The sequence below is a fragment of the Staphylococcus sp. HMSC14D10 genome, from assembly GCF_001808125.1.
GTDB lineage: Bacteria > Bacillota > Bacilli > Staphylococcales > Staphylococcaceae > Staphylococcus > Staphylococcus haemolyticus.
In genome coordinates, this window is the sequence record NZ_KV792250.1 from 1 (window position 1) to 20,100 (window position 20,100).

Below are 20,100 nucleotides of genomic sequence, written 5' to 3' on the forward strand. Positions count from 1 at the left end.
AGCCCGACGAGCTACCGAACTGCTCCATCCCGCGCTAATATTATTTACGTCTCAAAAATCAGTACTTAAAAAGTATATCATTTTATAATGTCTAATGTCAATAATAATTTTAAATAAATTTTACATTCATTTAATTGAATCTTCATATTGAAATGCGACAATTGTCTAATAGTTATCAGTCATCGCCTTTCGAATACTTTATTAGTATATATAGTATCATTAACTTAGTCAATAAGTATTGTAAACTATTTTGTGTAAAAAAACGCTACATTTAAAATATTTTAATTAAAGATACGTATTGGATGTCTAATTGCACTTGAAAGTATCTCTATATTTAATTATCAACCTTAATAATAATAAAAAATAGGTAGCTTTAACTACCTACTTAAATTAGTTTAAATATTGAACGTATTAATAATTAAATCACATGTTTTATTATTTAGTCATGTAATGTTGCATTTTTTCTTGTAATTCAGTAAAAGATACAAAGCCCTCTTCTTCTAAGAAATGTCCACCTTCATCAACAATTTTAGTCTTACCACCTAATTCATCAATTAAGTTTTGAGTTTCTATGTAAGAAACATAAGAATCATCTTTTGAAGCTAGTCCATAAAAGTGATTAACTTTAGTTTTAATTAAGTCATAATCAACATTAAACTCCCCTACTTTTATTGAATCGTCTATTTTCTTCGCATCTTCTTTAAATCCTGCTATACTGAAGAACCCCTCAAATGGTTCGTAAATTGATAGACCTTCAATGTATTTCAAAGTAGCCAATGAACCATACCCATGTGTGACAAAATAAGTATCTTTAGATAAAAGTTCAATTTGTTGATTTAATTCGAAGATCCAATTGTCTATATTATCATTCTTACTTTCATCTAAATGGAATAATTGAACATCGTAACCTTCTAGTTCTAAATTATGTTGCAACCACTTATACCAGTGGTTATGAGAATTTCCTAATTGTGAATGAACTATAATTACATTAGTCATTAATATTTTTACCTCCTTAAACTAAATAATAATTCTCAATTTATATAACAAAACACTTTTAAAGAGGCAAATTCACCTCAAAAAAAGTGTTTAAATTATTATATTTCATCAAGCAATTCTTCCACAGCATTTTTACCTTGTTGAATACAATCTGGAAGCCCAACCGCTTCAAATGGTGCTCCTGTGATTCTGAGTGCAGAATAATTATTTTTAACGTGTTGTTGAATTTTTCTTATTTGACTAATATGACCAATGTGATATTGAGGCATGCTTTTAGTCAAACGATTAACAATTGTAAAATCCGGATCTCCATGAAAAGTCATCATTTTATTTAAATCACGACGTGCGATAGTCGCAATTTCTTCATCAGTATGATCTTCAACAACTGTATCACCTGGTTTACCTACATATGCTCTAATTAAAACTTTTCCTTGCGGTGTAGTAAAAGGCCATTTTTTACTAGTCCAAGTACAAGCTGTAATATTAGTATTACTTGTTCTCGCGATGACAAAACCAGTACCGTTATATGTGTTTTCAATATTCTTCTCATCAAATGCAAATACAACCGTTGCAACTGAAGTAGAATCCATCTCGTTAAAGTATTTAAAAGCTTGATCGTGATTGAACCATTTCATAAATGTTTGATGAGGCGTAGTAACTAAAATACCATCAAATTGTTCACTGTATTGATCAGTTGCTATTTCATAATTGTCATTGTTAATAATGATATCTTCTACATGTGTTTGATATTTCATCTTTACGCCTTTATCTTGTACATTTTTAGCTAATGCTTCAATAAATGAACTTAATCCGTGACGAAATTGTCTAAACTGACCTTTAGGGGCACCAGGGTATAGTTGACGTTGTTTAATTCGTTCAGCCTTTTCGTGTTGCATACCTTTGATTAAACTACCATACTTTTCCTCTTGTTCTTTAAAATTAGGAAATGTACTCATTAAACTTAATCGATCTATATCAGTACCATAAATACCACCCATGAGGGGTTCTATTAAATTTTCAAGCACTTCATTTCCTAATCGTCTTCTAAAAAACGCTCCAACTGATATATCATCCTCAATTTTTATAGGGGGTATTACCAAATCTAGTCCCGCTCTTAGCTTACCTATTGGTGAAATAAGTCTTGTTTTTAAAAAAGGTTTAATATCAGTTGGGATGCCCATAATCGAACCACCTGGTATAGGATACAATTTATTTTTTGCGAAAATGTATGACTGACCTGTTTCATTAGTAATTAAATCATCTTCAAGTTCAATATCTTTTGCTATATCAGTCATGATTGTTTTTCGTCCAAGATAAGATTCAGGGCCTAGTTCAATAGTGTATCCATCTTTACGATACGTCTGTATCTTTCCACCTGGTCGATTTGTCGCTTCAAAAATGGTTACATCTATATCTGGTTTATAATGTTTTAAATAATATGCGCTTGAGAGGCCAGTTATACCTGCACCAATAATTGCAACTTTTTTACTCACATTGAGTCCCTTCCTTTATTAAAAAACTGTTTTTATTTCGTCCACGATAGCATTAATAAATAATGGATCCGTGTTAGGCATTGTTGGTCGATAGTAATTTGCTCCTATCTCATCACACACAACTTTACATTCATAATCATTATCATACAGTACTTCTAAATGCTCACATACAAAACCTACAGGCGTGTAGATAAAGTGTTTATATTGATATTCGTTGTACAACGTTCTTGTTAAATCTTGTACATCGGGTCCTAACCAAGGTGTACCTGTGTTACCCTCAGACTGCCAACCTTGAGCAACGTGTTTAATATTTGAAGATGTTTGTAAACGATTCATTGTATCTTTTAATTCATCAGGGTATGGATCATTATTTTTTTCAATTAAACCTTTAGGTAAACTATGAGCTGATACAACTAAGATTGTCTCATCATGTTCATCTTGAGGAATTTGCTCTAAAGTTTCATTGATTTTATTAGTCCAATACTCAATAAATTTAGGTTGGTGATAATAATGTTCAACATGATGTAAAGCAATATCGTATTTATTGGCTTCCTCTTTTGCACGTTTATTGTATGATCCAACTGAGAAACTAGAATAATGTGGCGCTAAAACAACAGTAACCGCTTCTTTAATACCATCTTTATACATTTTTTCTACAGCTTCTTCAATATATGGAGAAATATGCTTTAGACCTAAATACAATTTATATTCCACATCTTCATAAACTTGATTTAAAGCTTCTTTTAATGCTTCAGCTTGACAATCAGTAGTGCCAGCTAAAGGAGAAAGACCACCAATAAATTCATATCGGTCTTTTAAATCTTGTAATTCCTCATCAGTTGGTCTCTTACCATGTCTAATATCTGTATAATATGCTTCAATATCACTCTCTTTATATGGTGTTCCATATGCCATAACTAATAAACCTACTGTCTTAGTCATTAAATAAAACCTTCCTTAATCTTTGTATTCTTAATACTATTTACTTGTATAATCATGAACAAATTGAGTAACTCGCTTTAATGTATCAGGTTGTACTTCAGGAAAAACACCGTGTCCTAAATTAAAAATGTGTTTACCTCTTTCCATACCCTCGTCCAGAATTTCACGTACTCTGTGCTCTATTACGTCCCAAGGCGCGAGTAACAATGAAGGATCTAAATTACCCTGTAACGTTTTATTAACACCCATTTGTGTAGCTGATGAGATAGACGTACGCCAATCTAATCCTAGGACATCTATTGCTAAGTCATTCCATTCATTAATTAGATGGCTTGCACCCACTCCAAACATTATGACAGGAACATCATATCTAACTTTAATTCCATTAATTAACTTATCCATTGAAGGTTTAATATAATAACGATAATCTTTAACATTTAAAGCTCCAACCCATGAGTCGAAAATTTGAATCAGCTCTGCGCCCGCTTCAACCTGAGCAACCACATAGTCAATTGATACTTGTACGAGATGATTCATTAAGGCAAACCATGTTGCCTCATCTCCATACATCATTGCTTTAGTATAATTATAATTTTTTGAAGGACCGCCCTCAATCATATAAGAAGCTAATGTAAATGGCGCACCTGTAAACCCAATTAATGGTACATTCAATTTCTCTTGTGTTAGCAATTGAATTGTTTCAAGTACGTACGATACATCACGTTTTGGATCAATTTGAGTTAATTTATCTACATCAGATACAGATTTAATTGGATTGCTAATGATTGGTCCAATACCTGATTTAATATCAACATCAACACCAATTGGTTTCAAAGGTGTCATTATATCTTTATATAAAACTGCTGCATCAGTATTATAATTATCAACTGGTAATTGAGTTACATAAGCACATAATTCAGGTTGGTGTGTGATGTCGAAAAGTGAATATTTCTCTTTTAATTTTCGATATTCTGGTTGTGAACGGCCAGCTTGGCGCATAAACCATACAGGTGTATGAGATGTTTTTTCACCTTTAATTGTTTGTAAAATTGTATTATTTTTATTATGCACCTTATAGTCCTCCTAAATTAAAATCATTCTTATCTATAATATCATATGCTGATATAATTATCGTTTATCTACACTTAAATGTCATAAAAAAGACAAAGCATAAATGTACATTTCAATTCACTAAATTATAATAATTTATTAAACATAGTTATAGTATATTTATATGCTTAAAAATATCCCTCAATAAGACTAAATGGATTTTTAAAATATTTAAACACTACATACAATTATTATAGCTAGTACCATTAATTAATCGTATAATATAAACAATAAAGGAGGTATGAGTTATGAACATATATACAACTTATGGGACTTATGGTTACTTAAATCAAATCCGAACAAATAATACTAATAGAAATCTATTTTTATTTTCAACAAATGATTCTTCTGTAATTATTGAAGAATCAGATGAAAAATCAATTTTAAAACATCCCACTGTTTACACAACTGTTAATTCTATTAATGACTTAGATCAAACACATTTTTACTCAGCAATATTTATTCCTTCTTCTGATGATCATGTTCATCAATTAGAAAAACGTATTGCAAATTTGGAATTAAATTTCGATAAGTTTGCCGGTTTTAAAAGTTATCGTTTTTTAAAGCCTGTTCAAGGAACAACTTACAAAGTTTATTTTGGTTTTGCTAATCGCCAAACTTACGAAGATTTTAAAGAAACAGATACATTTAAGGATTATTTTTCAAAAGATGCATTAAGACATTATTTTGGTTCTAGTAGCCAACATTCTAGCTACTTTGAGAGATATTTATATCCAATCAAGGAATAATAAAAAGGTTGCCTGTTAACTAGATGTAGTTTAGCTTGTTCTAGTTATAGGCAACCTTTTTAATCTTTAAGTAGTGATTCTTGATATTGTAACTTCTTAATTGTGCTTCTAATCGTTAACCACCCTACTATAAAGAAGATTAGAGCGAAAAAGAAATATTGTGGGTATATACTGATAAATGCAATTGAAAAAATTAATCCTATAATTAACATTAAGCGATAAAGAAATTTTTCATAACCTTTAATCACTTCGACATCTGGTACTGGCCAAACTTGAGGCCATAATCCATAGGCTTGTTGCGTATAAAATTGAGACATTTGCAATAATGTAATGTACATGAACAGACATCCAATAATTGCTGAAACAATCGGAAACGATAGCCAAATCATTAGCACTAATGCAATGACAATCAGTCTAAATATAATACTAAAAGCATCTCTACCTCTTACAAAGCTACGTGTAAATAGATATAAATACATATTTTTAGAATTAAATTTCCTACCTTTAGGTGTAGGTAATAAGAAATCTAAATATCTACGTCTAACTGCAGACTCTTTTAAATGTTTAACATCCGTAAACATATTTACGAATTTATAATAATTTGTATGGTGTCTTTCTTCAATACCTATCATTCGTTCCCATGGATATAAATTAACTCGATTTAATTTAGGTAACGCTAACATTCCACCAAGTAATATAAACGTAAAGATAACTCCCCAGTACATTTGGTAACCCAATATTAAGTCATATGTTACTAAATTAATCAAAAATAAAATTAAACTTATACTCCAACTTGATTGCTTTAGTTGATACCATTGCCATCTCACTTTCAATCCAATCCATGGGTGTATCAATGTTAAAATACTCAAGATGGTAAATGGTGTTATGAAATCACCATCTAATTTAGAAAATAATGGAAACAAGATAATGAGTATTATTAGTTGTATCGCTATTCTATTAAAATAGCTGTAGCGAATGCTTAGGTTCATATAATTTTTCATATGTTTTTCAAAAGGCAATAAAAATATTCTATCTGCATCTTTTAAAAATGTTCGTATTGGAAAGATAGATGTTACAGCTAATATTATACTAGCACATAACGCATAATCTATATGTTTAGGTATATGTTGCAACCATTGACCATAACCTAATATAAATGCTCCCAATAAAATTAATAAAAATACTGAAAAATGGCCATTAAAAATAAATTTATTATAATAACGCTTCTCTTTTTGAATGGTGTTCAATCTAGATTTAAATAATGAAGTAGCTGAATTATCCATTTTCTTGACCACCTTGTGTGACATGTATATAGATGTCATCAAGTGTGTGACCACTTAATCCAGTTTGTTTACGTAGCTCCTCTAAATCACCGAAAGCAACCACTCTACCTTTATCTAAAATAATAAATCGATCACAATAACGTTCTGCAGTTGCCAAAATATGCGTACTCATTAAAACAGTACGTCCTTCATTTTTCTTTTCTACCATTAAATCCAACATAGATTGAATCCCTAGTGGATCAAGGCCTAAAAATGGTTCGTCAATAATATATAATTCTGGATTAACAATGAACGCACATATTATCATCACCTTTTGTTTCATACCTTTAGAGAAATGACTAGGAAAGACCTTTAATTCATTCTCTAATCTAAATGTTTTAAGTAAAGGTCTTGCACGTTTCATTGCTTCTTCTTTACTCAATTGATATGCCATTGCAGTCATCGCAATATGCTCTTCTAATGTTAATTCTTCATATATAATTGGCGATTCAGGTATATAAGATAACTTTTTTCGATAAACTTCGATGTCATCTGTAATTTCTGTATTTGAGATAGAGAGATTACCCTCAGTTGGCGTTAATAAACCTAGCATATGTTTAATAGTTGTGCTCTTGCCTGCACCATTTAATCCAATTAAACCAACAATTTCCCCTGCTTTTAATTCAAAATTTATATCTTCAATAACAGGACGTTTCCCATAACCACCTGTTAAATGTTCAACTTTTACTGTCATAAGGCACCTCCATGAATAACATTGTACCAAAATTAGCTTTTAACTACTAAAATTACATTTACTTCACTAACGAAATTTTATTTTACAAATGCTATAATAAGCTATAAATACGTAAAAGGAGTGCATTCAAATGGCTGAAACTGTATTTAGTAAAATTTTATCTGGAGAGATTCCAAGCTTTAAAGTTTATGAAGATGACTTTGTTTATGCATTTTTAGATATTTCACAAGTGACTAAAGGTCATACATTATTAATTCCTAAAAAAGCGTCACCAAATATTTTTGAAACTGACGAAGAGACAATGGCTCATATTGGTACAGCTTTACCTAAAGTCGCTAATGCAATTAAGAAAGCTTTTAATCCTGATGGTCTAAATATCATCCAAAATAATGGTGAGTTCGCAGATCAATCAGTATTCCATATTCATTTCCATTTCTTACCACGATACGAAAATGATATCGACGGTTTCGGATACCATTGGGAAACACATGAGAACGAAATTAATGATGAACAAAAACAAGCTATCGCTGATCAAATCAAAGCGCAATTTGATTAATTCTGCATATTGAATGTCATTATAGGGTAATATACAATTATAATTAACTTGTCGAAATATGATTGTTGTAGAATCTGAAATTTATTTCATTTCTTATTCTATTATTATCCGTTAACGACATAATAAGTGAGGAGAATAGAACATGAAAATATCACGCGTATTATTTGGTATTACTGCGGGAGTAGCATCTGGAATTGCTGTTTCTTGGTTAAACCGTGATGATCAAAGCGTAAAGAATAACACGATTGATTCTAAAGAACCTACTGGGTCTCGCTCTGAATTAGAACGTGAAATTGAGTCACTTAAACGTAATTTCTTTAACATTATTGATTATGGTAAGCAAGTAAAAAATGATGGTGTCTCATATGGTAGCGAAATTGGAGATGAATTTAAAACACTAATTGGTGATTTTAAATCTGATATTAATCCTAATATCGAAAAATTACAATCACACATTGAAAATCTACAAAATCGTGGCGAAGAAATAAGTAATACTTTTTCAAAAGATAATAAATAAAGTTTAATCATTAGATTAAACTGTGATACGGGAGTGGCGTTGAAATCATTATGAATATTTCGCTACTCTCTTTATTAATGCCAAAATTGGCTTGACTGTTGTTACTGATAGTTAGATAATACGTAGCGTATATAAATAAGACCTATTAAGAGGTGTCAGTATGTTTCTATGTAAACGTCAAATTGATATTCATGCACGATTTGGTGTACCAAGAATTGCATTTTTAAGTTTTACTATTACAGTCATCACATTTTTAATTAGTTATGAAATAATGTATTATTTTGTAAATACACCTTTATCAGATCGACATTTTGTTATTTTATTAATATTTGTTGCACTTATGTACCCTATCCATAAAGCATTACACCTTCTCTTTTTCTTACCTTATGTTAATTCATTTAGAATTCATAAATTAAACAAAAAGCGTTGGTTACCCTATTTTAATACGTATGTAAGTACGCCTGTACATAAGATATACTTTTGTATTAATTTAATTTTACCTTTTATTTTAATAACTATATTTTTGATTTTTCTAACGATGCATTTTCCGCAATACGGACACTATTTTATGTTTTTGCTTGCGTTAAATTTTGGCATATCTGTAATGGATTTTTTATATCTTAAGATTATTATTTTTTCAAATGAAGGTCATTTTATTGAGGAGCATCAAACAGGTATAAATATATTAAACAAAGTGCCATATCAATCTTTTCATTAAGTATCATAGTATCGAACTTGAAACATATGTTATGCCTCAAGTTCGATACTTTTTTAATATTTAAGCCCTACTTAATCTCATTCTTTGGCAGTATCTAGCCTGTTTCTAATTGGTGATGTTTTCATAATATGTTATAGTAACGTTGTTATTAATGTAAAAGGAGCTATCAACTATGAAAATTATGAATAAATTAATTGTTCCAGTAACTGCGAGTGCTTTACTTTTAGGTGCATGCGGTTCAAATGCAACAGATTCAGAAAGTAATACATTAATCTCTTCTAAAGCTGGAGATGTAAAAGTAAAAGATGTAATGAATAAAATTGGTGACGAACAAATTGCTAGTACGTCATTTAGCATTGCGTTGAATAAAATTCTAGCTGATAAATATAAAGATAAAGTTGATACAAAAGATATCGATGATGAAATTAAAAAAGAACAAAAACAATATGGTGGCAAAGATCAATTTGAAAGTATGCTTAAACAACAAGGTATGTCTTTAGATGATTATAAAGAACAGAAAAAACTTGCCGCATATCAAAAACAATTATTAGCTGATAAAGTTAAAGTGTCAGACAAAGAACTTAAAGAAAACACTAAAAAAGCCTCTCATATTTTAATAAAAGTTAAATCAAGCAGCAGTGATAAAGAAGGTTTATCAGACAAAAAAGCTAAAGAGAAAGCTGAAAAAATTCAAAAAGAAGTTGAAAAGAACCCAGATAAATTTGGAGAAATCGCTAAGAAAGAATCTATGGATTCTTCAAGTGCCAAAAAAGATGGTTCTCTAGGTTATGTAGTTAAAGGACAAATGGTAAGTAAATTTGAAAAAGCACTATTTAAACTAAAAGAAGATCAAGTTTCAGATGTGGTTAAAACGGACTATGGTTACCATGTCATTAAAGCCGATAAAGAGAATGATTTTGACAAACAAAAATCTAAACTTAAAGCCAAACTAATCGAACAAAAGGTACAAAAAGATCCTAAGATTTTAACAAATGCGTATAAAGATTTATTGAAAGAATATGATGTAGATTATAAAGACAGTGATATCAAGAAAGCTGTAGAAAACACTATTTTAAATCCTGAGAAACTTAAACAACAACAGTCATCTTCAGATAGTTCTTCAGCTGCATCAGGTTTATCTTCATAATTTTCATAGTATTAACATTAAATAGTAAGGGAGCAAGTCGATCAATTCGTTAAGAATTAAGACTTGCTCCCTTTCACGTGTTCAAAATTGTATAAAACAAGCGTTTTTACCCACTACATTGTCTATACAATAATTGACATTGTAAGGTAAAAACGCTTTTTAATTAGTCTAATTTTTCTGGATTGTAAAACTGTCTATTTTCCATACCAAAAATTCGTTCAGTAAATTGACCTTTATCGGTTTTCTTAAATGCTTTTTCAAACATATTCATTTTAGCATCGATATTGTCAATAAAGAATAATATTTCTGCTTCTTTTAAATGTGGTAACTTAGGTGATCCAAATTCCATTTTTCCGTGATGTGCTAAAATCATATGACGAAGTAACATCACTTCTTCACCATCAATTCCTAACTCTTTCGCCGCTTCCGCCACTTCATCACTTGCAATTGATATATGTCCTAGCAAATTACCTTCAACTGTATATGTTGTAGCCACTGGACCACTTAATTCCCTTACTTTACCTAAATCATGCAAAATAATTGAACTATACAACAAACTACGGTTTAACAATGGATAAATGTTGCATAATGACTTAGCTATTTCTAGCATTGTAAGTACGTGATAACTTAGACCACTTGCAAAATTATGATGGTGTGAACTTGCTGCTGGATACGTAAAGAATTTATCTTGATATTTTTTCAATAAATGACGTGTTATACGTTGTAAATTAGCATTTTCAATATCTAATATATAGTGTGAAATGTTTTCTTGGATTTCATCCGGAGATAAAGGTGCACCATCAACGAAATCTTGAGTCTTAAATCCGTCTTCTGGTTTAGATAATCTAAACTGATTGACTTTCATCTGTTTACGACCTCGATAATTAATCACGTCGCCTTTAACCCAAACAATTGTCTCAGGTTGAAGAATCTGCATATCTTCTTTACTAACAGTCCATAGTTTGGCTTCAATATCACCACTTTTGTCTTGTAAGAATAAAGTCATATAGTCTTTTCCTTGAGCAGTAACACCTTGTGTAGCTCTATGAATTAAGAAGAAATTTTCAACCGAATCTCCTGGGTTTAGCTTTTCTACATTTCTCATCGTTTTCCGCCTTCCTCTAGTTTATTTAAAATTAGCATCTCTTTAGAAGGAATTGCAGCATCTTTCATACAAGTGAAGTATAACACTTGATAATCTTTGGCTAATTCTCTTAAATAGTTTAACATCATTGATTTTCTTTGTTTATCAAAATGAACAAAAGCATCATCAATAATTATTGGGAATGGATAATAAGGTCTTAAAATCTTAATCAAACTAATTCTAAGTGCAATATATAATAATTCTTTCGTTGATTGACTTAGTTCAAGTGGATGATACATTTGCCCATTATTGTGTTTAACCATTATTGTATCATTTTCATAAGTTATCATATTGTAATTCTCTTGTGTCAGATCCGTAAATATATTTACAGCTTCATTTATAACTTGAGGTAATCGTTTATCTTTAATTTGCTTAATATGTTCATTTATTAATGCTTCTAAGTAACTTAAACTAGCCCAATCTTTAGCTAAATCATTCATTCTATTCTTCAAATTATAATACTCATGTCTTAACTTAGATAATGTTTTATCTGTCTCCATGTAATTAATTTGAGCGGTTAAGTCACTAACTTCAGTTTGTTTATCTAAATACTGATCGTTATATGCATCAACTTGTTTAGCAAGAAGCACATCTTCTTCTTCCAATTGAGCAGTTGTTTTTTCGCTCAAATTCGAACTATCTTCATAAGAGAAATTTTGATTTTCGAGATATGCAGTTAAATCATTAAATCTTGCAAGTTGTTGGTGATACAATTGATATTGCTCGTAAGATTGATAAAATGCTTCTTCACTTGAAACATTGATATAAGTAAATAATTTATTAATAGTTTTTTCATTTTCTTCTAATTGTTCTTTTAATTGTTTCAATTCATTACTTAATAACTCAATTTTACTTTTAAGTTGTTCTTTCTTCTCTTTATTACTTTCGTATTTAGAAATCCAGCTCTTCATATCATTAAATAGTGAAGCTTTATTAAATGGTGTGATTTCATTTCCAGTATTTTTAAACGCTTTATCATAAAAATGCGTCAATTTCTGATTTACTTGTTGATGTTGATCTAATAATTTACTGCGGTAACTGTCATTTGATTTAAGTTGATTCATAGTTTTAAAGCTATCTAGTAATAAATCATCTGTCATTTCATTAGGTACTTTCACATTTTCTTTAACTGCATTTAATATTTGAGTTAAGTCATTGATTTGTTGTTCTGTTTTTTGCAGTAAATTTTCTTGATGATTTAATTTATTAGCTAATACACTTTTATTGTTACTTGTATTACTCCAACGTTCACGAAGTTGAAATTGTTGATCTAAGTCGAAGTTTAAATCGTAATTAGATTCCAAACCATTAATTTGTTGTTCCAAATCATTAATTTCTTCACTAATTGATTCACTGTAATCAATTTCTTTTGTCTTAACCAAGAAAGTACCAATAATAAATATGACAGTTAAGATTGCAAATATAACTCCGAAAATTAAATTTTGTGTCACAAATGAGAATAGTGTTAAACCCAGACCAACTATAGATAACACTATAAAACTTAATCTAAGCCACCAATTTCGCTTTTGCTTTCTTTCTTTATCAGAATTAAAAGTATCTTTAAGTTTGTTATACAGATTCTCTTTCTCATGTAGTTCTAACTTTTGTTGATTATATTGTTTCTTTTTATCTAGTGAATCTTCAGAAACTAAATCTTTTTCCAAGTTTTCTATTTCCTGAGATAGCATATTTTGTTCAATTTGATTTTCATCAATAGCTCTTTCAATTTGTTGTTTTAACACTTTTTGTTCATTTCGCGTCTTGATAGTTTCACTAACATAATTCTTCATAGATTCAGAGGTATCTGTATTGTGATAAACTTCTTGCCAACCAATACTTGTTTTCAAATCAGCTTCTTGACGCTCGTAATCATCAATTTCTTGCTTAAGTGAAGAAGATTTCATTTCAGCTTTTTGAATTTCATTTTCATCACGAGTTAAATGATAAATATGATTAGCTGTATCTTCGTTCAAAGCAGGAATTGTATTAAATTCATTCTCTAATTGTTTTAATTTCTCTTCACGCAAACTTATATCTCTAGCTAGAGATTGTTTGTAATTTGAAGCAGTTTCATAACGCTCGATCCCTTTTTCTGGAAAACTTAATGGCTCAATATTAAGTTTTTGCTCTAAATCTTTCCATTCTTGGGCCTGTTCATGAATAGCAAGTTGCTTTTGTTTACTTTCATGCATTTTTGATAATTGGTTTAGATTGGCTTTTAAATGTTCCAAATGACGTTGTGATTTATCTCTATCATCAACTAAACGATGATAATCATCTAACTTAGTCTCTTCTTCTCTTATTTGGGCTTCAAGGCTTTTCAATTCATCGAGCTGTTGATTGAGTATTGGGTTTTTTCCAGCCTTTTTATAAAGCGTGGATTTCTTTTGACTGACCATTTTATTCATCATTGTGAACTCAGAAGAACCTAATGCACCTGCTTCAAGTAAATAACTTTGTAATTGGTCCTCATCTAAGTTACGGTGAATATCTTGTAATCCAAGCACATTAAACGAGAATATACCTTGATAAGTTTTCTTAGAAATGTAATTTAATTTTTTCTTGAGCCAAGCTTCGTCTCGAATCAAACCATTTTCTAGGTAAACTTTTACATCACCTGAAATGCTACCTTTAACTCTCTCTACTACGATCTCTGATTGGTCATCTAGTATAAGCGTAAGTTTTCCCCCATACTGATTACCCATACGTGGTTCAAGTCGAGGTTCTTTTTCTTTTTTCGTTGGAAAGCCAAAAAGTATAGAATGTATGAAAGCTTGAATCGTTGATTTACCAGCTTCATTCTCACCGAAAATTTCCGTAAATTCACGGTTAAACTCTATTTTGCGATGCACAAATTGACCATAGCCATAAATCTCTAAAGATTTAATAATCATCACTTTCACCTCTCATGTCTGCCTTTAAAATGTTCTCAGCGCGATTAACAAGTTCAACAGTGTCAAACTCAGTATAATCTTCTAAATATTTGGATGCTCTAGGGTTTAAATATAATTCAGTCATCGCCTCTTCAAACACTTTATTGTCTTTGATTAAATCAGCTGAAAACTCTCTTACAAGAGGCACTTCATCCATTTGCATATATTTAAATGTGAGCGTTTCTATGATTACGAAGTGATGTTCATTTTCTTCATAGTCATCAATCATTTCTTTAATTTGACTAATGTCTTGTGAAGATATGGGTCTATCACTGTCAACATTTACAGTTAATCTATAAAAAGCCTTTCCATCAGAACGTACACTTTCTTTGAAGGATTGAATTGCTTCATAGATACCTTGTTTTGTAAGTTTGTCTGTATTGATAGCAGCTTCTTCAAATCTAATTTGTTGCGTTGGAATAAAAGTAGCGTTTAATCGTAAATGGTCACCTTCTACCAATAAACATCCCTTAGGTCCTTGCTCACCAAAATGACGTCCTTGAATGTTTCCAGGATAGTAAATTGGTGGCATATCACTTAATTCTTGTCTTTCATGAATATGGCCAAGTGCCCAATAATGATATAGTTTTTGATTCAAATCTTCTAAAATAAATTCAGTATAGCGATTTTTAGTTGAAGATTTACTATAAGTACCGTGTAACATTCCAATATGAATACCTTTTTTACCTTGGCTAGATGGATACTCATCAATTTTATTTTCATAACTTGTATCATGTTGATAGCTAAAACCATGAACAAAAATTGTCTCTCCATCTTTTGTGATAGCTTGATATGTTTCTACTCTATTTGAGAAGACCGAAACATTATCTGGCCAATCATTAGTAATTTTTTCAGTAAGTGGATCATGATTACCATGACTTATGTAAACGAAAATTTGTTCTTTTTCTAATCGCTTAAATTGTTCTTTCAAAAATACTTCAGCACGCAACGTACGATTCTCACTATCAAATAAATCTCCAACGATGAGAACAAAATCAACTTCTTCTTTTAATGCTGTATCGACAATCTTCTTAAAGCTTTCATAAGCACTGTTTTGAACATCTTCAAAAATTGATGGCGCCAAATGACTTTTAGATTTAAAGGGGCTGTCGAGATGTAAATCTGCACAGTGAATAAATTTTATCATTGAAATTAGCTCCTTAATTGCATCTTCGTTTATCTTTATGTATTCCTATATTTTACCATAACTTATTTAATTGGGGCGATGAACTTATATATTAAAAAAGCTACAAAACTTTCAATTGAAAGCTTTGTAGCTTATTGTGCTAACAATTAGTCAGCGTAAATTTCATCTAAAGGTTTAACAATGATTTGGTTAATTTCTTGGAATACTTGGCTCATTTTTTGCTCAGCTTGCATTAATTCAGAAATATTTTCATCTTTTTCAATTGCTTGAGCTTGTTCTTGAGCTTTTGCTAAATCTTCTTCAGGAATTTCTTCACCTTGCATTTGTTTTTGTTGGAAACTTAATTGAGTTTCACGGAACTCATCGAATAATTTTTTTGATTCTTCATTATCTTTAACTTTAGAGAAAGCATCTTTAATAGCTTTATATTCATCACTATCTCTTAATGCTTGTTCTAGTTGATTTGCATAATCATATAAATTTACTGCCATATTTGTTTGCACTCCTTAGTGAAAAGTAATTTTGACAACTCTTTATTACCATAACATATTATTTATAGTTAGACAAAGATTGCGACTATACCTTGGAAAAATCCTATAATACCACCCAAAATGAAACCTAATGACATGATAAGTTTTAACTCTTTATTAGCGATTTCAATAATTAATCTTTCAATATAATCTAAGTCAAAGGTATTAATTTGATTTTCAACCATCTGACGTAAATTTATTTTTGTCATTATCGTTGATAAATGATTAGATGCTTGTTTAATTATTAAATCAGTAATTGTATTAGCAACTCCTATTTGAATTTGATCAACTAATTTTGGTGTTAACCTACTGATTGGAGTATCCATTTTTTCATTTAATTGTAAATTTGTCATGATTAAATGCACCAAGGATTCACTTATATTTGTAAATTGTTCTTCTTTAACAACATGACTTAAAGGTTGAGATTTTAATGTTTCATATTCACCTCGAATCACTTTGTCAATAATAACTTTTGCTTTAGGATGTCTTGTTAAACGTATTAATTCATGTTGAACACGTTCAGCAATACTTTCTTTAGTCATAAACATTTGTAATAATCCAACAATTTTACCTTTTTCAGCAAAAAATGTATCTAGCATATCGTAAATATCTCTAGCACCTTTATCTGAAGAAAGATAATTACGTGCACGTTCTCGAATTAAATCTCCTGCTTGGTCTAATTTTTCATCAACCATTGTTATTACTTCTGCAGGAAGAATTTCATTAATTGATGTTGCCTGTTTATCATAGTAATAATTATTCAATTTATTTATTATGGTTTTATCTAGCTTATTGTTAATGAGGTCATCAAGATCAAAATCAAATTGATTTGCAAATTTTCGTATTGTAGCATCATCATTTTTTATTTTAGACAATTGCTTTATTACTAAATCATTGATTGCTTCACGAGTATTTGGTTCATTTAACTTTTGATGTATAACTGACTCTGTTATCAAATGTTCTTCAATCACTTGACCTATCTTAGTAGCAATTTCTTCCCTTCTTTTAGGAATTAGACCAGGTGTAAATGGTATACGCATCTTGAATATATAATATGGTTTAAATGGATGGAATAACATTCTTATTGCAATTACATTTGTTACGCCTCCAATTACAGCCCCTACTACTACCATAAATAGGATAACTAAAAAAGCTTGCATCTCGATTTCTCCTTAAAAATTATTTTCACAATATGATGATTATATCACTTTGGAATATATGGTTCCTTAATTTTACTTTGCATTAAAATTGAAAATGCAGAAATGTTTTGAAATAAAAAAATCGAGCCGCGATATCAAATATCTTAGGCTCGTCTTTTAATTAATATCAAGTTAAACTTAAGCTGAGAATTTCTTAATATAAGAATAATCTCAGTTCAATCAGTTTTACAATTAAGCTATGTAGTCTCAAAACATTATGTTCGCCATATGTAATAACCACATACCTTGAATGTATATAAATTAAAAGTGATTAAATCTGGTGTGATTCTTCTATCACTTTCATATTAAATCATAATATTTTAACTATTATTAAACGTGCATTAATTCTTCTTTAGCATTTCTGTTAAAGTATGTTTCAGCTTCTCTTAATTTTGAAGTGCCAAAGATAGGTTGCTTTTCTGAATTTAATACTCTATATATGTTACTTACTTTATTACTTTGTAACATAAAACCATTACGTGTTTCGATAGTATTCCAATAAATATCACTAGTTGTTGAATGATTTGGATATGCACAATGATTACGTGAAATAGTTTGAACAATTTCTAAAGGATCGCAACCGAACGTATTATTTAAAACATCAGAATCTCTGAATAATGCACAAATTGAAACACATGTTGTCCAGTTTGGTAACACACGTTCTTTCTCAATTTGAACTAATGTTTTTTTTGAAAGGCCAATTGTTTGAGCCATAGTATCTTGCGTATAGCCCGCTTCAATTCTTACCATTTTAAATTTTGTTTGAATTAAATCTGTGAAACTCTGTCTATCCATATTTTATTCTCTACCTTTCTAATAGGGGTTAATTTATCCGGACACAAGAAATTGCAATAATACACATTTCTTGAAACACAAATTACATCTTAATATATTTTCAATAAAATGAAAAGAGGAATTTTTGTTTTTGTATACAATTTTATTAATGGCGAAATTATCAAAATAATTAAATTAATTTATTTGCTAACTCACTTCTAATAATCCTTTACATTTTAATTGTATTTTCATCCCTAGCTCTTTAACGATTTATTATATTACACTCTATACAAGTTTATTTTCAATAGCATAAATTGCTGCTTGTGTACGGTCTGTTACACTTAACTTATTAAATATATGACTAACATGTGTTTTTATTGTTTTTTCAGAAACGAATAACGTATTTGCAATTTCTTTGTTCGTTTTACCTTTTACCATTTCAGCTAATACTTCTATTTCTCGTTTAGATAGCTTATTAGTATTATGTGGTTTTGAAGATACGGTGTCTATTACACTTTGTGCTTCTGGATGAATAATCCGTTTATTATTTAAAACGTCATGTATCGTTTGAATTAATTTTTGAGGCTCAACATCCTTCATTTCATATCCATCTGCCCCTTTATTAATAGCTGAAATAACATGTTCATCATCTACATAACTTGTTAATACCAATACTTTAATATCAGGGAAATGACGTTTCACGTATTCTGTCACTTCAATACCATTCATTTCAGGCATTACCAAATCAAGAAGGATGATATCTGGTATATCATGGTCATTTAAATAATTAATTAAAGATTGACCATCCGATAAGCTTGCCAAAACTTCCAAATCAGCCACCGTCGATAAAAGGAATTCCAATCCTTGTCTTACAATATGATGGTCATCAATCAATATGACTTTAGCCACAATTTTTCTCCTTTCACCAATTTACAAAGGAATCTCTAAAGATAGCGTTGTTCCTTTGTTAGGCATTGTATCTATGTTAACTTGTCCATCTAATGCATAAATTCGTTGACTTATGTTTTTTAACCCTTGTGATGAATTATTAGTTTCTTTATTCATATCGAAACCAATTCCTTCATCTTTTGCAATAATTATCAACTTTTCTTTATCTTGTTTTAAAATAATATGTACTGAATTAGTTTGAGCATGTTTTTTAGTATTATTTATACATTCCTGTAATATCCTATAAACGTTCTCTTCTACGATATTTGATAAACTAATAATTCCATCAACACTTATTGTTAGTTTTATATTAAGAATTTGTGCATATTGATTTAATGCCTGCACCAAACCATGCTCAAGACCTACTGGTTTAAGTTGCCAAATTAGTGTACGCATTTCATTAACCGCATTTTGACTTGTTTCTTCAATGGTCTTAAAAGCTTTTTTCGCAATTTCATCTGTCGTTATGTCATGTGCTGCATGAGCGGTCAATTTTAGTGAAAATAATAATTGGTTTACTGAATCATGTAAGTCTCTTGCTAAGCGATTACGTTCATTTAATCTAGCTGCCTCTTTTTCCTGATCAGTTAAATAAATGCGTTTAATTGAAGAGCCAATCTGTAAAGCGACCGATTCTAATAGGGCTAAATCCTGTTCGCTATAACGCGTAGTATATGGTGATGCAACATTGAGTAAACCATATTGTTCTGTGCCAGACCGTAGTGGCACTGTAGCATGGTGTGTTACACCTTCTGTTGCTGCTTTATATGCTTGATTTGCTAAATTTATTCTAGAACAATTGATTATGTTAGAAGCCTTCGTTAAACGCTCATTATGATACGCAGTGACACACCAACAAGATCCTTCTTTCATATAACAGCAATTATCCTTCTTTAATGCACCTGGGAGATCAACATCAGCTACTATCTCGTGATGGCCGTTATTATCTATAAAGAAAATCCAACCAGTTGTAAAGTTACTACCATTTATTAAATAATTCAAAGCACCGTGCATCATATTATATAATTCTGTTTCCTCATTGAGATATTCTGCTATTTCTTTTAATAATGCTAAGCGTGTTGGTTTTTCCATGAAATCGCCTCAGTTACTCATATTTGCATTAGTCTTATTATACAGTGAGATTTACATTTTTAAAAATGTAAAAATGTTTAAGTTACATA

At 30.2% G+C, this 20,100-nt stretch carries 19 protein-coding genes; 5 read left to right on the forward strand and 14 right to left on the reverse strand.

All coding sequences use genetic code 11. The annotated features are described in order from the left end of the window. Positions 1-435 precede the first annotated feature (435 nt). The 4 genes from HMPREF3134_RS05770 to hemE form a co-directional block, all read right to left on the reverse strand. On the reverse strand, positions 436-996 hold the full coding sequence (locus HMPREF3134_RS05770) for an RBBP9/YdeN family alpha/beta hydrolase (protein ID WP_070441434.1): 561 nt from the start codon (positions 994-996) through the stop codon (positions 436-438). Between the two features lie 98 nt (positions 997-1,094). Continuing rightward, positions 1,095-2,489 carry a protoporphyrinogen oxidase gene (hemY, locus tag HMPREF3134_RS05775; RefSeq protein ID WP_070441437.1) on the reverse strand — a complete coding sequence of 465 codons (1,395 nt, stop codon included), beginning with the start codon at positions 2,487-2,489 and terminating at the stop codon, positions 1,095-1,097. Between the two features lie 18 nt (positions 2,490-2,507). Beyond that, a complete protein-coding gene (hemH, locus tag HMPREF3134_RS05780; RefSeq protein ID WP_070441440.1) occupies positions 2,508-3,431 on the reverse strand; it encodes a ferrochelatase in 924 nt (307 codons plus the stop codon). A 36-nt stretch (positions 3,432-3,467) separates the two neighbouring features. Beyond that, complete coding sequence (gene hemE / locus HMPREF3134_RS05785) at positions 3,468-4,502, reverse strand: uroporphyrinogen decarboxylase (protein ID WP_070441443.1); 1,035 nt, start codon at positions 4,500-4,502, stop codon at positions 3,468-3,470. A 287-nt stretch (positions 4,503-4,789) separates the two neighbouring features. On the opposite strand from hemE, the gene HMPREF3134_RS05790 reads away from it, so the two are divergent. After that, positions 4,790-5,290, forward strand: a complete 501-nt coding sequence (locus tag HMPREF3134_RS05790) for a hypothetical protein (RefSeq protein WP_037552221.1) — start codon at positions 4,790-4,792, stop codon at positions 5,288-5,290. A gap of 59 nt (positions 5,291-5,349) precedes the next feature. On the opposite strand, the gene HMPREF3134_RS05795 is transcribed toward HMPREF3134_RS05790, so the two are convergent. Both HMPREF3134_RS05795 and HMPREF3134_RS05800 read right to left on the reverse strand, forming a co-directional pair. Continuing rightward, positions 5,350-6,573, reverse strand: a complete 1,224-nt coding sequence (locus HMPREF3134_RS05795) for an ABC transporter permease EcsB (protein ID WP_070441446.1) — start codon at positions 6,571-6,573, stop codon at positions 5,350-5,352. After that, positions 6,566-7,306 (reverse strand): ABC transporter ATP-binding protein EcsA, encoded by a 741-nt coding sequence (locus HMPREF3134_RS05800; RefSeq protein WP_037538621.1) that lies wholly within the window; start codon positions 7,304-7,306, stop codon positions 6,566-6,568. The genes HMPREF3134_RS05795 and HMPREF3134_RS05800 overlap by 8 nt, the downstream gene beginning before the upstream one ends. Before the next feature lie 130 nt (positions 7,307-7,436). On the opposite strand from HMPREF3134_RS05800, the gene HMPREF3134_RS05805 reads away from it, so the two are divergent. The 4 genes from HMPREF3134_RS05805 (at position 7,437) to HMPREF3134_RS05820 (ending at position 10,244) form a co-directional block, all read left to right on the forward strand. Beyond that, positions 7,437-7,862: an HIT family protein gene (locus HMPREF3134_RS05805; protein ID WP_037552213.1), complete on the forward strand. Its 426-nt coding sequence runs from the start codon at positions 7,437-7,439 to the stop codon at positions 7,860-7,862. A gap of 142 nt (positions 7,863-8,004) precedes the next feature. Beyond that, the gene (locus HMPREF3134_RS05810; RefSeq protein ID WP_037538626.1) at positions 8,005-8,379 is read left to right on the forward strand and encodes a YtxH domain-containing protein; all 375 of its coding nucleotides are present in this window, start codon (positions 8,005-8,007) and stop codon (positions 8,377-8,379) included. A 160-nt stretch (positions 8,380-8,539) separates the two neighbouring features. Further along, a complete protein-coding gene (locus HMPREF3134_RS05815) occupies positions 8,540-9,097 on the forward strand; it encodes a DUF3267 domain-containing protein (protein WP_070441449.1) in 558 nt (185 codons plus the stop codon). 172 nt (positions 9,098-9,269) lie between these two features. Continuing rightward, on the forward strand, positions 9,270-10,244 hold the full coding sequence (locus HMPREF3134_RS05820) for a peptidylprolyl isomerase PrsA (RefSeq protein WP_070441452.1): 975 nt from the start codon (positions 9,270-9,272) through the stop codon (positions 10,242-10,244). A 163-nt stretch (positions 10,245-10,407) separates the two neighbouring features. Here the strand turns inward: HMPREF3134_RS05820 and yhaM are convergent, their stop codons facing one another. From yhaM to HMPREF3134_RS05860, 8 genes are all read right to left on the reverse strand, one after another. Then, positions 10,408-11,349 (reverse strand): 3'-5' exoribonuclease YhaM, encoded by a 942-nt coding sequence (gene yhaM / locus HMPREF3134_RS05825; RefSeq protein ID WP_070441454.1) that lies wholly within the window; start codon positions 11,347-11,349, stop codon positions 10,408-10,410. Continuing rightward, positions 11,346-14,282: an ATP-binding protein gene (locus HMPREF3134_RS05830; RefSeq protein ID WP_070441457.1), complete on the reverse strand. Its 2,937-nt coding sequence runs from the start codon at positions 14,280-14,282 to the stop codon at positions 11,346-11,348. Before HMPREF3134_RS05830 ends, yhaM begins: the two co-directional genes overlap by 4 nt. Further along, positions 14,272-15,468, reverse strand: coding sequence for a metallophosphoesterase family protein (locus tag HMPREF3134_RS05835; RefSeq protein WP_053025412.1), 1,197 nt, complete (start codon positions 15,466-15,468; stop codon positions 14,272-14,274). Before HMPREF3134_RS05835 ends, HMPREF3134_RS05830 begins: the two co-directional genes overlap by 11 nt. 146 nt (positions 15,469-15,614) lie before the next feature. Beyond that, positions 15,615-15,959 carry a YlbF/YmcA family competence regulator gene (locus HMPREF3134_RS05840; protein WP_011275418.1) on the reverse strand — a complete coding sequence of 115 codons (345 nt, stop codon included), beginning with the start codon at positions 15,957-15,959 and terminating at the stop codon, positions 15,615-15,617. Positions 15,960-16,027: 68 nt separating this feature from the next. After that, positions 16,028-17,158 (reverse strand): DUF445 domain-containing protein, encoded by a 1,131-nt coding sequence (locus tag HMPREF3134_RS05845; RefSeq protein ID WP_070441461.1) that lies wholly within the window; start codon positions 17,156-17,158, stop codon positions 16,028-16,030. Between the two features lie 369 nt (positions 17,159-17,527). Next, positions 17,528-17,992: an XRE family transcriptional regulator XdrA gene (locus HMPREF3134_RS05850; RefSeq protein ID WP_011275416.1), complete on the reverse strand. Its 465-nt coding sequence runs from the start codon at positions 17,990-17,992 to the stop codon at positions 17,528-17,530. A gap of 264 nt (positions 17,993-18,256) precedes the next feature. After that, positions 18,257-18,880, reverse strand: a complete 624-nt coding sequence (locus tag HMPREF3134_RS05855) for a response regulator (protein ID WP_070441464.1) — start codon at positions 18,878-18,880, stop codon at positions 18,257-18,259. A gap of 21 nt (positions 18,881-18,901) precedes the next feature. Further along, complete coding sequence (locus tag HMPREF3134_RS05860; RefSeq protein WP_070441467.1) at positions 18,902-20,011, reverse strand: GAF domain-containing sensor histidine kinase; 1,110 nt, start codon at positions 20,009-20,011, stop codon at positions 18,902-18,904. Between the last annotated feature and the right edge of the window lie 89 nt (positions 20,012-20,100).

Excerpts from the sequence above, each read along its gene's own strand:
- HMPREF3134_RS05770 (WP_070441434.1), bottom strand. The coding sequence starts at position 996 with ATGACTAATGTAATTATAGTTCATTCACAATTAGGAAATTCTCATAAC.
- hemH (WP_070441440.1), bottom strand. The coding sequence starts at position 3,431 with ATGACTAAGACAGTAGGTTTATTAGTTATGGCATATGGAACACCATAT.
- HMPREF3134_RS05790 (WP_037552221.1), top strand. The coding sequence starts at position 4,790 with ATGAACATATATACAACTTATGGGACTTATGGTTACTTAAATCAAATC.
- HMPREF3134_RS05795 (WP_070441446.1), bottom strand. The coding sequence starts at position 6,573 with ATGGATAATTCAGCTACTTCATTATTTAAATCTAGATTGAACACCATT.
- HMPREF3134_RS05800 (WP_037538621.1), bottom strand. The coding sequence starts at position 7,306 with ATGACAGTAAAAGTTGAACATTTAACAGGTGGTTATGGGAAACGTCCT.
- HMPREF3134_RS05805 (WP_037552213.1), top strand. The coding sequence starts at position 7,437 with ATGGCTGAAACTGTATTTAGTAAAATTTTATCTGGAGAGATTCCAAGC.
- HMPREF3134_RS05810 (WP_037538626.1), top strand. The coding sequence starts at position 8,005 with ATGAAAATATCACGCGTATTATTTGGTATTACTGCGGGAGTAGCATCT.
- HMPREF3134_RS05815 (WP_070441449.1), top strand. The coding sequence starts at position 8,540 with ATGTTTCTATGTAAACGTCAAATTGATATTCATGCACGATTTGGTGTA.
- HMPREF3134_RS05820 (WP_070441452.1), top strand. The coding sequence starts at position 9,270 with ATGAAAATTATGAATAAATTAATTGTTCCAGTAACTGCGAGTGCTTTA.
- yhaM (WP_070441454.1), bottom strand. The coding sequence starts at position 11,349 with ATGAGAAATGTAGAAAAGCTAAACCCAGGAGATTCGGTTGAAAATTTC.
- HMPREF3134_RS05830 (WP_070441457.1), bottom strand. The coding sequence starts at position 14,282 with ATGATTATTAAATCTTTAGAGATTTATGGCTATGGTCAATTTGTGCAT.
- HMPREF3134_RS05835 (WP_053025412.1), bottom strand. The coding sequence starts at position 15,468 with ATGATAAAATTTATTCACTGTGCAGATTTACATCTCGACAGCCCCTTT.
- HMPREF3134_RS05840 (WP_011275418.1), bottom strand. The coding sequence starts at position 15,959 with ATGGCAGTAAATTTATATGATTATGCAAATCAACTAGAACAAGCATTA.
- HMPREF3134_RS05845 (WP_070441461.1), bottom strand. The coding sequence starts at position 17,158 with ATGCAAGCTTTTTTAGTTATCCTATTTATGGTAGTAGTAGGGGCTGTA.
- HMPREF3134_RS05850 (WP_011275416.1), bottom strand. The coding sequence starts at position 17,992 with ATGGATAGACAGAGTTTCACAGATTTAATTCAAACAAAATTTAAAATG.
- HMPREF3134_RS05860 (WP_070441467.1), bottom strand. The coding sequence starts at position 20,011 with ATGGAAAAACCAACACGCTTAGCATTATTAAAAGAAATAGCAGAATAT.